Source organism: Blastococcus sp. SYSU D00820, from assembly GCF_054050695.1.
The window spans coordinates 211,046-224,766 of the sequence record NZ_JBJGZW010000002.1 but is presented as its reverse complement, the minus strand read 5'-3'; the positions used below and the strand labels follow the sequence as shown (position 1 = coordinate 224,766).

Annotated in this window: 14 protein-coding genes; 6 read left to right on the top strand and 8 right to left on the bottom strand. The window is 76.1% G+C overall.

Going from position 1 to position 13,721, the window contains the following annotated elements; genetic code table 11:
- Positions 1-21 precede the first annotated feature (21 nt).
- Together ACI79R_RS05015 and ACI79R_RS05010 are read right to left on the bottom strand one after the other, a co-directional pair.
- Positions 22-546, bottom strand: a complete 525-nt coding sequence (locus tag ACI79R_RS05015) for a GNAT family N-acetyltransferase (protein ID WP_456572478.1) — start codon at positions 544-546, stop codon at positions 22-24.
- Positions 530-1,567, bottom strand: a complete 1,038-nt coding sequence (locus ACI79R_RS05010) for a thiamine-phosphate kinase (protein ID WP_456572477.1) — start codon at positions 1,565-1,567, stop codon at positions 530-532. Before ACI79R_RS05010 ends, ACI79R_RS05015 begins: the two co-directional genes overlap by 17 nt.
- 89 nt (positions 1,568-1,656) lie before the next feature.
- Between ACI79R_RS05010 and ACI79R_RS05005 the strand changes: the two genes are divergently transcribed.
- Together ACI79R_RS05005 and ACI79R_RS05000 are read left to right on the top strand one after the other, a co-directional pair.
- Positions 1,657-1,890 (top strand): Lrp/AsnC ligand binding domain-containing protein, encoded by a 234-nt coding sequence (locus ACI79R_RS05005; protein WP_369203629.1) that lies wholly within the window; start codon positions 1,657-1,659, stop codon positions 1,888-1,890.
- A gap of 131 nt (positions 1,891-2,021) precedes the next feature.
- Entirely contained in the window at positions 2,022-2,540 is a 519-nt protein-coding gene (locus tag ACI79R_RS05000) for a DUF3515 domain-containing protein (protein ID WP_456572476.1), read from the top strand.
- A 2-nt stretch (positions 2,541-2,542) separates the two neighbouring features.
- Here ACI79R_RS05000 and ACI79R_RS04995 read toward each other — a convergent pair whose 3' ends face one another.
- Complete coding sequence (locus tag ACI79R_RS04995) at positions 2,543-3,199, bottom strand: hypothetical protein (protein ID WP_456572475.1); 657 nt, start codon at positions 3,197-3,199, stop codon at positions 2,543-2,545.
- Complete coding sequence (locus ACI79R_RS04990) at positions 3,196-4,326, bottom strand: D-alanine--D-alanine ligase family protein (RefSeq protein WP_456572474.1); 1,131 nt, start codon at positions 4,324-4,326, stop codon at positions 3,196-3,198. The genes ACI79R_RS04995 and ACI79R_RS04990 overlap by 4 nt, the downstream gene beginning before the upstream one ends.
- 112 nt (positions 4,327-4,438) lie before the next feature.
- Here ACI79R_RS04990 and ACI79R_RS04985 point away from each other — a divergent pair, with 112 nt between their 5' ends.
- Positions 4,439-5,254 carry a CDP-alcohol phosphatidyltransferase family protein gene (locus tag ACI79R_RS04985; RefSeq protein WP_456572473.1) on the top strand — a complete coding sequence of 272 codons (816 nt, stop codon included), beginning with the start codon at positions 4,439-4,441 and terminating at the stop codon, positions 5,252-5,254.
- Here the strand turns inward: ACI79R_RS04985 and ACI79R_RS04980 are convergent.
- The 4 genes from ACI79R_RS04980 to ACI79R_RS04965 are packed head-to-tail and all read right to left on the bottom strand — an operon-like array spanning position 5,247 to position 9,764.
- The gene (locus ACI79R_RS04980; protein WP_456572472.1) at positions 5,247-6,878 is read right to left on the bottom strand and encodes a TIGR03767 family metallophosphoesterase; all 1,632 of its coding nucleotides are present in this window, start codon (positions 6,876-6,878) and stop codon (positions 5,247-5,249) included. The genes ACI79R_RS04985 and ACI79R_RS04980 overlap by 8 nt on opposite strands.
- A gap of 20 nt (positions 6,879-6,898) precedes the next feature.
- Positions 6,899-8,041, bottom strand: a complete 1,143-nt coding sequence (locus ACI79R_RS04975; protein ID WP_456572471.1) for a cystathionine gamma-lyase — start codon at positions 8,039-8,041, stop codon at positions 6,899-6,901.
- On the bottom strand, positions 8,038-9,033 hold the full coding sequence (locus ACI79R_RS04970) for an NAD(P)H-dependent glycerol-3-phosphate dehydrogenase (RefSeq protein WP_456572470.1): 996 nt from the start codon (positions 9,031-9,033) through the stop codon (positions 8,038-8,040). Before ACI79R_RS04970 ends, ACI79R_RS04975 begins: the two co-directional genes overlap by 4 nt.
- Positions 9,030-9,764 (bottom strand): lysophospholipid acyltransferase family protein, encoded by a 735-nt coding sequence (locus tag ACI79R_RS04965; protein WP_456572469.1) that lies wholly within the window; start codon positions 9,762-9,764, stop codon positions 9,030-9,032. Before ACI79R_RS04965 ends, ACI79R_RS04970 begins: the two co-directional genes overlap by 4 nt.
- 227 nt (positions 9,765-9,991) lie before the next feature.
- Here ACI79R_RS04965 and cofC point away from each other — a divergent pair, with 227 nt between their 5' ends.
- Genes cofC through ACI79R_RS04950 form a run of 3 tightly spaced genes read left to right on the top strand, consistent with a single transcriptional unit; the run spans position 9,992 to position 13,669 of the window.
- On the top strand, positions 9,992-10,618 hold the full coding sequence (gene cofC, locus ACI79R_RS04960) for a 2-phospho-L-lactate guanylyltransferase (protein ID WP_456572468.1): 627 nt from the start codon (positions 9,992-9,994) through the stop codon (positions 10,616-10,618).
- Between the two features lie 50 nt (positions 10,619-10,668).
- Positions 10,669-12,750 carry an RNA degradosome polyphosphate kinase gene (locus ACI79R_RS04955; RefSeq protein ID WP_456572467.1) on the top strand — a complete coding sequence of 694 codons (2,082 nt, stop codon included), beginning with the start codon at positions 10,669-10,671 and terminating at the stop codon, positions 12,748-12,750.
- Between the two features lie 4 nt (positions 12,751-12,754).
- Positions 12,755-13,669, top strand: a complete 915-nt coding sequence (locus ACI79R_RS04950) for an NUDIX hydrolase (protein WP_456572466.1) — start codon at positions 12,755-12,757, stop codon at positions 13,667-13,669.
- Positions 13,670-13,721: the final 52 nt, after the last annotated feature.

Genomic DNA, 13,721 nt, shown 5'->3' with positions numbered 1-13,721 from the left:
GCCCCCGTCACGATGGCCCCGTCATGATGCCCATGGCCGCTCCTCCTCCGCGCCCGGCAGCTCCTTGCCGAGGAACACGCCCTCGGCGGAGTCGGCGTAGACGCCGTACCCCGGCACCGGCCGGTAGCCACCCTCGGCGTACAGCGCGAGCGCCTCGGGCTGCCGGCGGCCGGAGTTGAGGACGACCGACCGGTGCCCGGCCGCTGCCGCGCTGGCCTCCAGCTCGTCCATGAGCACCTGGGCCAGGCCGCGCCGCCGGAACGCCGGGTCCACGTAGACCCGCTTGACCTCGACCACGCCCGGAGCGTGCACCCGCCACGCGCCGCAGCCGGCGGGCACGCCGTCGACCTCGGCGACGAGGAACAGCCCGGCCGGCGGGTCGAACTCCGCCGGGTCGACGACCGCCTCGTCGGGGCCGCCGTACCGGGCGACGTACTCCTGCTGCACCCGGCCCACGAGCTCGCGGGCCACCGGCGAGGCGTAGCCCACCGCGCGCAGCCGCGCGGTGCTGCCGTCGCGCAGCCGCCGCTCAGCCGAAGTGGACATGGCCGATCCCCTCCGCTCCCACCGCCGCGGCCGCCTCGGCCGCGGGCTGGCCGCCCACCGTCACGCCGGGGGTGCCGCCCTCGCCGACCACGCCGATCACCGTCCACCCCGCCGGCAGCACCGCCCCGGCCGGGAAGGTGGCCAGCAGCGAGTGGTCCTCCCCGCCGGCGAGCACCCAGGCCATCGGGTCGACCCCGAGCGCCGCGCCCACCTGCTGGAGCGGCCCCGGCGGCTCGAGGGTCGCCCGCACCAGCGCGGCGCGGTCCAGGTCGACGACGACGCCGCTGGCCTCCGCGATGTGCCCGGCGTCGGCCAGCAGCCCGTCGCTGACGTCGCACATCGCCGTCGCGCCGGCCTCGGCGGCGGCCGGCCCGGCGGCGTAGGGGGGCGCGGGCCGCCGGTGCGCGGCCACCGCGGCCACCGGCGAGGTGAAGCCCCGGCGCAGCACCGCCAGGCCGCAGGCCGACCAGCCGAGCCGGCCGGCCAGCGCGACGACGTCCCCGGGGCGCGCGCCGGAGCGCAGCACCGGCGCGCGACCGCCCAGGTCGCCCAGCGCGGTCACCGACAGGACGACGGCGTCGCTGCCCGGTGCCGCCGCGACGGTGTCGCCGCCGACGACGGCCGCGCCCAGGGGCGCGCACTCCGCGGCCATGCCGTCGGCGACCTCCTCCAGCCAGCGGGTGGGGGTGTCCGCCGGGCAGGCGAGGCCCACCAGCAGCGCGGTGCCGACCGCACCCATGGCGGCGATGTCCGCGAGGTTGGCCGCGGCGGCCTTGTGCCCGACGTCCTCCCCCGAGGACCAGTCCCGGCGGAAGTGCCGCCCCTCGACGAGGACGTCGGTGCTCGCCACCACCCGGCCGTCGGGGGCGCGCAGCACCGCGGCGTCGTCCCCGGGGCCGACCTGGGCGACGGCGGCGGCACCGGACCGGGCCACCACCCGGGCGATCACGCCGAACTCCCCGACCACCCGGGCGCTGTCGGCCGGGTCCTCCCGGGGGAGCAGCGGACGGGGCCGTGTCACCGGCCACTCCAGGGTGCTGGGGTAGGTTGCGTCCCGATCCGCACGCCGGCGCCCTCGCGCCGGCCGCGCAGTCCGAGGAAGGTTCTCCCGTGGTCCACGCCTACATCCTGATCCAGACCGAAGTCGGCAAGGCCGCCCAGGTCGCCACGACGATCAGCGAGATCGCCGGGGTGACCAAGGCCGAGGACGTCACGGGCCCCTACGACGTCATCGTCCGGGCCGAGGCCGAGACCGTCGACGAGCTCGGCCGCCTGGTCGTGGCGCGGGTGCAGTCGGTCGACGGCATCACCCGCACCCTGACCTGCCCCGTCGTCAACATCTGAGCGCCCTGACCGACGACGCCGGCCGCACGCCCCCCGAGGACGGCGCGGCCGACACCAGCGATCCGGCCGGGCCGGTCGCGCCGCGCCCGGACCCGTTCCGGCGGCTGGCGCTGATCGCCACGGCGGTCATCGTGCCGGTGCTGGTGGCGCTGGTCGTGCTGGTGCGCCTCACCGACGGCGACGAGCCGGCCGGCGACGGCGCGGTCGCCGAGATCGACGGCTCGGCCGGCGCCGAGCGCGAGGACCTCCCCACGCTGCCGGTGGAGGTGCCCCCGGTCACCCCCGAGGCCGACGCGAACTGCCCGGCGCTGATGACCGACCTGCCGTTGGACCTCCTCGACGAGCCCTCCCGCCGGGTGCAGTCCGAGACGCCGTACGCCTACGCGTGGGGCGATCCGCCGATCGTGCTGGTCTGCGGCGTCGACCGGCCGGCCGGCTACGTCGTGGGCGCCTTCGCCCTCGAGGTCAACGGGGTCACCTGGTACGTCGACGACTCCGATCCCGACCAGGTCGTCTGGACGACGGTCGACCGGCCGGTCTACGTGGAGCTGACCCTGCCCGGCGGCAGCGACAGCGCCCCGGCCGCCGCGCTGAGCGGCATCGTGGCCGCCAACCTGCCCTACCAGGAACCGCAGCCCGGTCCGGCCTGACCTCAGCCGCCCGGCAGCCGGTCCAGCTGCTCGGGCACCAGGGCGGTCACCTCGGCGTCGGCGGCGTCCACGGTGGCCGCGACGGCGCTGACGGCCACGCTGAACACCCCGCGCACGCACCACGCGAAGGCCGCCGGGCCGGTCAGCCCGGTCTCGGGGGCGACCTCCTCGACGGTCAGCAGCCGGCAGTCCCCGGGCAGCTGCGGCGGATCGTGCCGCAGCATCCCCTCGTAGTACTCCGCGCCGTCCCCGGCGAGGTCCTCGGCGTAGGCCAGGGCGCCCTCGGCGGTGTCGAACTGGTCGACGAAGACGGTGGTGACCGGCCCGCGGGCGGGATCGCCCCAGAACCGCTCCCAGCCGTAGCGGTAGCCGTAGTCGTCGAGCACCTGCCGCTCGTAGGCCGGGTCCTCGGCGTAGCCGGCGACGTCGTCGGCCGTCTTCTCCCCCGCCGGGGGCTCGATCTCGTCGTCGGGCACCCGCGCCAGGTCCGAGGGCACCTCGGTGACCAGCAGCGCCGACAGCTCCTCGGCGCTGTCCGGGGTCGGGTCGGCGGCCTGGGCCGTCGCCGCCCCCTCGACGCCGGAGGTGCAGCCGCCGGCCGCGGGAGCCAGCAGGGTCAGCAGCGCGGCCGCCGCCCGGCCGGGCCGCCCGCGGCTCACCGCCGCGCGCCCCCGTCGAGCGCGGAGCGCACCAGCCGGTCGACCAGCTCGGGATAGCCGACGCCGGTCGCGGCCCACATCCGCGGGAACATCGAGATGGGCGTGAACCCCGGCATCGTGTTCACCTCGTTGACCACCAGCCGGTCGCGGCCGTCGGGCCCGGTGCCGAGGAAGAAGTCGACCCGCGCCAGGCCCTGGCAGTCCATGGCCAGGTAGGCCCGGACCGCGGTCTGCTGCACCGCGGCGGTCTGCTCGGCGGTGAGGTCGGCCGGGACGTCGAACTCGACGGCGTCCTCGAGGTACTTGGCGGCGAAGTCGTACCAGTCGGTGCCGGGCCGCAGCCGGATCTCGGCCGGCAGGCTGGCCTCGGGGAGGCCGCCGTCGCGGCCGGCCAGCACGCCGCACTCGATCTCCCGCCCCGGGACGGCGGCCTCCACGACCACCTTGGGGTCGACGGCGGCCGCGGTGGCCACCGCCTCGGGGAACTGCGCCCAGTCGGTGACCTTGCTGATGCCGATGCTCGACCCGGCCCGGGAGGGCTTGACGAAGACCGGCAGGCCCAGCCGCTCGCGGGCGGCCTCGTCGAGGACGTCGGGGTCGGCGCACAGCGCCCCCGAGGCGTCGCGGAGCACCACGTGGTCGCCCTGGGGCAGCCCGGCGGCCGCCAGGAGCTTCTTCGTGTACTCCTTGTCCATCGAGGCGGCGCTGGCGAAGACGCCGGAGCCCACGTAGGGCAGCCCGCTCATCTCCAGCAGGCCCTGGATGGTGCCGTCCTCGCCGTAGGTGCCGTGCAGCACCGGGAAGACGACGTCGACCTCCGTGAGCGCCGGCCCGATCGCCGCCGCGGGCTCCAGCACCGCCAGGCCCCGGCCCGCGGGGTCACCGACCAGCGACACCGCGGTGCCGCCGGTGACCTCGGGCAGCTCCCCGTCGGTGATCGCCAGCCGCTGCCCGGGATCGGGCAGCACCCAGCGCCCGTCGCGGGCGATGCCCACCGGGACGACCTCGTACCTCTCGGGGTCCAGCGCCGCGATCACGCTCCCCGCGGAGACGCAGGAGATCGCGTGCTCGGCGCTGCGCCCCCCGAACACGACCGCGACGCGCAGCCTCCGTGCCTGTCCGCTCATCGCGGCCGACCCTAGTCGAGCGCGCTCCCGCCGCCCGGTCGGCGCCACCGCGGCGGGTCCGGTGGGGCGTCGGCGCGCTGCCCGGCGCCCTCGTGTGGGAGCCTCGTCCCTTATGCCCGAGAACACGGCGACGCCGGGGAGCGCGGCTCCGCCGGTGGCCCCCGGCCGCCCGGACACGACCGGCGCCGCGACGGGCCCGCACTCCCGCGCCCTGCGCCTGGCCGGCGCCGCCGTGCACGCCTACACGGCCCTGGGCACGGTGCTGGCGCTGTTCTTCGTGCTGGCCGCCCTCGAGGGCGACGCGGTCACCGCACTGTGGTTCGGGCTGGCGGCGCTGGTGGTCGACGGCACCGACGGGATGCTGGCCCGGCGGGCCCGGGTGAAGCAGACCATCCCCTGGTTCGACGGCGCGCTGCTGGACAACATCGTCGACTACCTGACCTACGTCTTCGCCCCCGTCGTCCTGCTGTGGACCACCGGAGCGCTGCCGGAGGGGGTGCCCGGCTGGCTGCTGGCCGCGCTGCCGCTGCTGGCCTCGAGCTACCAGTTCTGCCGGGTCGACGCCAAGACCGACGACCACACCTTCCTGGGCTTCCCCAGCTACTGGAACGTGGTGGCGTTCTACGCCGTCGTGCTCGACGCCGGCCGCCCGGTGGTCGCGGCGTTCGTCGTCGTGCTGGCGCTGCTGGTGTTCGTGCCGATCCGTTTCCTGTACCCCTCGCGCAGCCGGGCGCTGCGCATCACGAGCGTGGCGCTCACCGGGGTCTGGTTCGTCACCTACGCGGTGCTGCTCGTGCAGTACCCCGACCCGCATCCGCTCGTGGTCGCCGCCTCGCTGGCCTACCTGGCCTACTACTGGGGCGTCAGCTTCTACCTGACCGCGCTGGCGGCCGCCCGGCGCCGGCGGGCAGCCGCCGCCGTCAGCTGAGCGGCGAGCGCAGCACCAGCTCCACGTTGCGGTCCAGCGGCCGCCCGGCCAGCCCGGACGACAGCCCCGCCCACGGCACGTTGGCCGCGAGCTCGCGGTGCAGCGAGGCCAGCGCCCACGGCTCGCGGGCGGCCGGGTCGAGCGCCTCGGGCGGCCGGGGCGGGCTGTCGTGGTCGACCATCGTGCAGACCATCGACAGCGTGCCGTCGCCGTTGTCGAGGAACTCGACCAGCCGGGCCTGACCGGGCCAGTCGACGACGGCGCAGGTGGCGACCTCCCAGAAGCCGCGGCCGGGCTCGCCGGGGCAGGGCCACGGCCGCACCTCGCTGACGTGGGTGTGCCCGTTGAGCCACAGCACCACGTTGGGGAACCGGTGCAGCAGATCGACGACGTCCGGGCCGCCGAGGACGCCGTCGTCGGCGGCGGGGCGCGCCCGGAAGGACTCCTCGCGGGTCAGCGTGGTGGACCCGTGGTGGGAGAGGACGACGACCAGCCGGTCGGGGTTGCCGGTGCGCACGACCTCGCCGTCGTCGTCCCGGTGGGACGACGAGACCTCGCGCAGCCGGTCGACCAGCCAGCGGGCCTGGACGGCGTCCACCGACCCGGCGCTGCCCCCGGTCACGCGGGTGGTGTCCAGGCAGACCACCCGGATGCCGGGCAGCCCGTCGTACACGTAGTAGGCGGTGCCGTCGCGGTAGTTGCCCTCGGTGAAGCCGTGCCCGTGCGGCTGGCCCGGATCGGCGAGGTGCGCGGCGACGAACGAGCGCCGGTCGACCACCCGCCGGTCGGCCAGCGGCGTGATCTGGCGCGAGGGCGCGGTGGTGAACACCTCCGAGGAGTGGGTGAACAGCCGCAGCGCGTCCTCCAGCGGGAGGTCGGGGGCGATCTCGACCGGCTTCTGGTCGGCCAGCAGGAAGCCCTGCAGCGCCGGGGTGGGCACGCCCACGCCCTGGATCAGCGCCTCGTGGTTGCCGTGGCAGCCCAGCCACGGCAGCCGCAGCCCCTCGGCGGTGAACCCGGCGAACGCCGCCGCCAGCAGCCCCGGCCGGTGCGGGAAGCCGTGCTGGGCCCGGAACAGGTCCGGCTGCCCGTGCCCGTCGCCGTCCGGGCGCCAGAACAGGTCGTGCGGCCAGCCGGCGGCCTGCACGCCGTCGTAGGCGGTCAGCCCGGCGCCCGGGTACACCGTGCCGCCGGCCAGGATGTCCAGCCAGAGGCTCAGCTCGTTCCACTGCGCGTTGTCGATGGCGTCTCCGGTGGTGACCACCAGCTGCACGGGATGCCGGGTGCGCGGCCCCCCGGCCAGCCCGTTGAGGGTGCGCACGAGCGCGTCCATGGCGTGCGCGGTGAGCGCCTCCTGCGGCCGCTGCATCGGCACCAGCGCGGCCATGCGCGGATCGGTGGCGAAGCGGTTGAAGAACTCGAAGCGGGCCGGGGAGCAGACGTCGGCCAGCTGCATGTCGGTGACGTGCGCCAGGCAGCCCAGGGCCCGCACCCCCGAGCGCGGCGGCTCCCAGGTGCTGCCCACCAGCTCCCGGCGGACCCGGTGCGGCTCGCCCGGGTGCCAGGCCAGCCCCGTGTAGTCGGTGACCGTGCCGCGGCGCAGGACCTCCCCCGCGCCCAGCACGCGCTCCAGCGTCGTGCGGCTCAGGCCGGCCCCCCGAGCGCGCGCACCAGGTCGGTCACCAGGTCGGCGGTGTCCTCGACGCCGCAGGAGAAGCGGACGAACCCCGGCGGCACCGGGTCACCGCCCCACTGGGCCCGCCGGTCGACGGTGCTGTGCAGGCCGCCGAAGCTGGTCGCCGCCGTCCACAGCCGGCTGGCCGCCAGGAAGCGGGCCACCGCCTCCTCGTCGGCCAGCTCGGCGGAGACGATGCCGTGGGGGCGCAGCATCTGCCGCGCGGCCAGGGCCGCCGACGGATCGGAGGGCAGCCACGGCCAGCGGACCCCGCGCACCACCGGGGAGGCGGCCAGGGCCTCGGCGACCGCGGCGGCGTTGGCCGCCTGCCGGCCCAGCCGGAGGTCGAGGGTGCCCATCGAGCGGTGCCCCAGCCAGGCCTCGAACGGGCCGGGGGTGGCGCCGGTGTGGTCCCGCCAGCCCTTGAGGCGGGCGTACAGCTCGTCGTCCCGGGTGCTGACGTGCCCGAGCAGCAGGTCGCTGTGCCCGGTGAGCGCCTTGGTGTCGCTGCCGACGGTCATGTCGGCGCCGAGGTCCAGCGGCTTCTGGCCCAGCGGCGTGGCCGTGGTGTTGTCCACCGCCACCAGGGCACCGGCGGCGTGCGCGGCCTCGGCCACGGCGGCGATGTCGCAGACGTCGAGCAGCGGGTTGCTCGGCGTCTCCAGCAGCACCAGCCGGGCGCCGGCGAGGTCGCCCCGCGCGGCGACCGCCCCGATCTCCGTGGTCGGCACGTACTCCGCGCGGACGCCGAGGCGCTCCAGCTCGTCGCGGGCGAGCATCCGGGTGGCGTAGTAGCCGTCCGACGGCAGCACCACCCGGTCGCCGGCCCGCACGCAGGCGAGGACGGCGGCGCTGATCGCGGCCATGCCGGTGGCGAACGACAGGCACCGGCCGCCGTCGAGCTCGCCGACCGCCGTCTCGAACACCCGCAGCGTCGGGTGCTCGGTGCGGGCGTAGGCGTCGGCGCCGGCGGCGCGCGGCGGCTGGTCGCCGAGGTGGAACGGGGCGGCGAACACCGGCGAGGGCCGCAGCGGCGTGCCGGGGACGGCGGGCTCGTCGCCCGCGCGCACCGACCGGGTGCCGTCGCCCCACCCGGCGGGGAGACCGCTCACTCCGGCTTCGCTTCGCGGGACATGATCTCCTTCACCAGCTGCTCGGCCGGCACGCCCTCGTGGCAGACCCGCACCACGGCCTCGGTGATCGGCATGTCGACCCCGCTGGCCCGCGCCAGGTCCAGCACCGGGCGGCAGCTCTTGACCCCCTCGGCGGTCTGCCGGGTGGTGGCCTGGACCTCCTCCAGCGACATGCCGCGGCCGAGCTTCTCCCCGAAGGTGCGGTTCCGCGACAGCGGCGAGCTGCAGGTGGCCACGAGGTCGCCGAGCCCGGCCAGGCCGGCGAAGGTGGTCAGCTCCGCGCCGAGCGCGGCGCCCAGCCGCGCGGTCTCGGCCAGGCCCCGGGTGATCAGCGAGGCGCGGGTGTTGTCGCCGAACCCCATGCCCTCGGTGATGCCGCAGGCCAGGGCGATCACGTTCTTCACCGCGCCGCCCAGCTCGCAGCCGACGAGGTCGCGGTTGGTGTACGGGCGGAAGTACGGCGTGTGGCAGGCCGCCTGGATGGCCGCGGCGCGCGCGGTGTCGGTGCAGGCGATGACGGTGGCGGCCGGCTGCTCCTCGGCGATCTCGCGGGCGAGGTTGGGCCCGGACAGCGCGGCGACGCGGTCGGGCCCGGCGCCGGTGACCTCGCAGATCACCTGGCTCATCCGCTTGGTGCTGCCCAGCTCGATGCCCTTCATCAGCGACAGCAGGCTGGCGTCGGGCGGCAGCAGTGGCGTCCAGGCGGTGAGGTTCTCCCGCAGCGACTGCGAGGGGACGGCGAGCACCACGATCTCCGCGCCGTCGAGCGCCTCGGCGGCGTCGGTGGTGGCCGACAGGCCGTCGGGCAGCCGCACGCCCGGCAGGTAGTCGGCGTTCTCGCGCGATGCGCTGATCGACTCGACCAGCTCGGCCCGGCGGGCGTGCAGCGTCACCGTGCAGCCGGCGTCGGCGAGCACCTTGGCGAACGTCGTCCCCCAGGAGCCGGCGCCGAGCACCGCGGCCCGCGTCACGCGGCCGTCCCGGGCAGGTCGCCGGGCAGCGAGCGGCGCGGGCGCGGCGCGAACGCCTGCGGCGCGGGCTCGCCGCGCAGCTCGGCCAGCTGGTCGCGGACCCGCGACATCACCAGGTCGGTGGTCTCGCGCAGCAGCTCGGGGCTGAGCGGGCGGCCGGCGCGCACCTCGGCGCGCACCGCGGAGAGGTCGACCGGCTCGCCCACCAGGTAGTCGGCGGGCGCGCGGAAGCGGAGGTGGAACTTCTTGGTGTGGTAGTCGTGCACCCGGTGCGGGCCCCACTGCGCCACCGGGAGGACGACGGCGTCGGTGGTCAGCGCCAGCCGGGCCATGCCGGTGCGCGACTCCATCGGCCACCAGTCGGGGTCGCGGGTGACCGAGCCCTCCGGATAGATGACCACGACGTTGCCCGCGTCGAGGTCGGCCTTCGCCCAGCGCAGCGAGCCGGTGGCGTCGGTGGAGTTGCGGGCCACCGGGATCTGGCCGGCGTGCCGGAGGATCCGGCCGGCCAGCCCCTTGAAGATGGCCTCCTTGGCCAGGAAGTGCGGAACCCGGCCGTGGTCCCAGACCAGGCGGGCGCAGGCCAGCGGGTCCAGCACCGACACGTGGTTGGCCACCAGCAGCACCGGCCCGCCGGCCGGGATCCGGTCGCCGTGCCGGTAGCGCAGCTTGAACAGGAGCGAGGCCGTCGGGTAGATGACGACGACGGCCAGCCGCAGCGACCAGGGCACCGGACCCCGGGTCTGCCGCCTGGGCGGGCGCCGGCCGGGCCCGTCCGGCCCCGCCGCCGTCCCCGCGGACGTCTCCTCGGTCACGGGCACCCTCTCGCTCGCTGTCGTCGCCCCCGGCACCGGCCGGGCGTGTGATCCGGCCCATGATCGACCCTGGGCCGGACCGCGCGCCGCACCGGGTCCCGCTCCGCGCCGCGCGCGGGCCCCGGTGTGTTCACATTGTGGCCGTGGAGTGGTCCGTGGTCGTGCCGGCGAAACGGCTGGCCGTGGCCAAGACCCGCCTGGCGCCGGTGACCGCGGGGGCGGCCGCGGTGCCGCACGCCGAGCTGGTGCTGGCCCTGCTGGCCGACACGGTGGCCGCCGCGACGGCCGCGGTGGGCGTGGTCGACGTCGTCGTCGTCACCGACGATCCGCGCGCCGCGGCCGTCGTCACGTCGCTGGGCGCGCGCACCGTCGGCGACGAGCCCGACCGCGGGCTCAACCCCGCGCTGGCGCACGGCGCGCGGTCGGCGCGCACCCGGGCGGTCGCCGCGCTCTCCTCCGACCTGCCGGCGCTGCGGCCGGCGGAACTGGCCGCCGCGCTGGCCGCCGCGGGCCGGGTGCCCCGGGGCTTCGTCGCCGACGCCGCCGGTACCGGCACCACGCTGCTGACCGCGGCGGGGGTCGCCCTCGACCCGCGCTTCGGGTCCGGGTCGGCCGCCGCGCACGCCGCCGCGGGGGCGGTGCCGCTGGCCGGCGAGTGGCCCGGCCTGCGGCGCGACGTCGACACGGCCGGCGACCTGGCCGCGGCGCTGGCCCTGGGGGTCGGGCCGGCGACGTCCGTGCTGGTCCCGCGGCTGCCATGGGCCTGCTGAGGCCCTGCCGCCGACGCTTCCCGTTCACCTCGGTGGGGCACGATGGCCGCGTGGCTGCCACGACCCCGACCGAGACCAGCACCCCCCGGGCCGAGCTGCCGGCCGACCGCTTCCTCAACCGCGAGCTGTCCTGGCTGGACTTCAACGCCCGCGTGCTGGAGCTGGCCGAGGACGACTCCCTGCCGCTCCTGGAGCGGGTGAAGTTCCTCGCGATCTTCGCCAGCAACCTCGACGAGTTCTACATGGTGCGCATCGCCGGGCTGAAGCGCCGGCAGAGCACCGGCCTCACCGTCCGCTCCCCCGACGGGCTGACCATCCGCGAGCAGCTGACCCGCGTCACCGACCGCACCCAGGAGCTGGTGCACCGGCACGCGCAGGCGTTCGAGGGCGACGTGCGGCCGCGGCTGGAGGACGCCGGCATCCGGATCGTGCACTGGGCCGACCTCGCCGAGCCCGAGACCCGGCGGCTGCGCGACTACTTCCGCGACCAGGTCTTCCCCGTGCTCACCCCGCTGGCGGTCGACCCGGCGCACCCCTTCCCCTACATCAGCGGGCTCTCCCTCAACCTCGCCGTGTCGGTGCGCGACCCCGACACCGGCGCCCCGCGGTTCGCCCGGCTCAAGGTGCCCAACAACGTGCCGCGGTTCGTGCCGGTGTCGGTGGACTCCGAGGCGACGTTCCTCCCGCTGGAGGACCTCATCGCCGCCCACCTGCCGGCGCTGTTCCCCGGCCTGGAGGTCATCGACCACCACCTGTTCCGGGTGACCCGCAACGCCGACCTCGAGGTCGAGGAGGACCGCGACGAGGACCTCCTGCAGGCCCTGGAGCGGGAGCTGGCCCGCCGCCGGTTCGGGCCGGCGGTGCGGCTGGAGGTCACCGAGTCGATGGACCCCCAGATCCTGGCGGTCCTGGTGTCGGAGCTGGAGGTGAGCCCGCAGGACGTCGTCACGGTGCCGGGGCTGCTGGACCTCGCCGCGCTCATGGGCCTCTACGACCTCGACCGGCCCGAGCTCAAGGACGAGCCGTTCGTGCCGGCCACGCACCCGCGGCTGTCGGAGGGCGAGACCCCGAAGAGCGTCTTCGCCACCCTGCGCGAGGGCGACGTGCTGGTGCACCACCCGTACCACTCGTTCGCCACGAGCGTGCAGCGGTTCATCGAGCAGGCCGCCGCCGACCCCGACGTGCTGGCGATCAAGCAGACGCTGTACCGCACCTCCGGGGACTCGCCGATCGTCAACGCGCTCATCGAGGCCGCCGAGGCCGGCAAGCAGGTCGTCGTCCTCGTGGAGATCAAGGCGCGGTTCGACGAGGAGGCCAACATCACCTGGGCCCGCTCGCTGGAGCGGGCCGGCTGCCACGTCGTCTACGGGCTGGTCGGGCTCAAGACGCACTGCAAGACGGCGCTGGTGGTGCGCCGCGAGCAAGGCGTCATCCGCCGCTACGTGCACATCGGCACCGGCAACTACAACCCGAAGACCGCGCGCCTCTACGAGGACCTCGGCATCCTGACCGCCGACCCGCGGGTGGGCGCCGACCTCACCGACCTGTTCAACACGCTGACCGGCTACTCGCGGCAGACCAGCTACCGCCGGCTGATGGTGGCCCCGCACGGCGTCCGGTCCGGGCTGGTCGAGCGGATCCGCCGCGAGGCCCGGCACGCCACCGAGGGGCGGCCGTCGGGCATCCGGATCAAGGTGAACTCGCTGGTCGACGAGAAGACCATCGACGCCCTCTACGACGCCTCCTGCGCCGGGGTGCCGGTCGAGCTGTTCATCCGCGGCATCTGCGCGCTGCGCCCGGGCGTCGAGGGGCTGTCGGAGAACATCCGGGTGCGGTCGGTCGTCGGCCGCTTCCTCGAGCACTCGCGGGTCATCAACTTCCTCAACGACGGCGACCCGGAGTGGTGGATCGGCAGCGCCGACCTCATGCACCGCAACCTCGACCGCCGCGTCGAGGTCCTGCTGCAGGTCTGCGACGAGACCGCGCACCGGGAGCTCGAGCACGTCTTCGCCACCGCCATGGCCCCCGGGGTCCGGTGCTGGGAGCTGGGCAGCGACGGCCGCTGGGTGCGGCAGGAGGGCCGCGACTTCCAGGCCGGGCTGATGGCCCGCGTCACCGAGTCGGCGGGCTGAGCCGGTGGGCGACGTGGTCCGCGCGGCCGGCGGCGCCGTGTGGCGCGCGGCCGGGGGCGGCCGCATCGAGACCGCGGTCGTGCACCGGCCGCGGTACGACGACTGGTCGCTGCCCAAGGGCAAGCTCGACGCCGGCGAGTCGCTGCTGGAGTGCGCCGTCCGGGAGGTGGCCGAGGAGACCGGCCTGTCCGTGGTCGTCGGCCGGCGCAGCCTGCGCACGGAGTACGCCGTGGACGCCGGGCTCAAGAGGGTCGACTACTGGTTGATGCGCTGCGTCGGGTCGACGGCCTTCGAGGCCGACGACGAGGTCGACGAGCTGCGCTGGCTGCCGGTCGCCGACGCCGCCGCGCTGGTCACCCACGACCACGACCGCGCCGTCCTCGCCGACCTGGCGCGCACCGACGTGCCGCGGGCGCCGTCGCTGCTGCTGGTGCGGCACGCCCGCGCCGGCTCGCGCCGCGACTGGGACGGCCCCGACGAGCTGCGCCCGCTCGACGCCCGCGGCCGCGCCCAGGCGCAGCGGCTGGCCGCCGTCCTCCCGGCCTTCGGGCCGGCCGAGATCCTCACCGCGGAGCGGACCCGCTGCCGGCAGACGGTGGAGCCGCTGGCGGAGCGGCTCGGCCTGGAGGTGCGCCCGCTGCCGGAGCTGGGCGAGGAGGAGTACTCCGCCGACCCCGGCGCGGGGCTGGCCGCGATCGAGCGGCTGCTGGCACCGCGGGCCGACGGCAGGGTCACCGTCGTCTGCAGCCAGGGCGGGGCGATCCCCTCGGTGCTGGCGGCGCTGGGCGTGCACGCGCACGGCGTGCCCGGCCTGCCGGCGCCCTCGGCCAAGGGCAGCGTGTGGGCGCTGGGCGGGCGCCCGGGGGCGCTCACCGCCGACTACTACCGCTCGTTCCCCACCGACGCCGACGAGGCATAGGAGGCTCTACCCACGTCCTGGGCCCCGGGACGTGGGTAGTGCCTCCTATGCC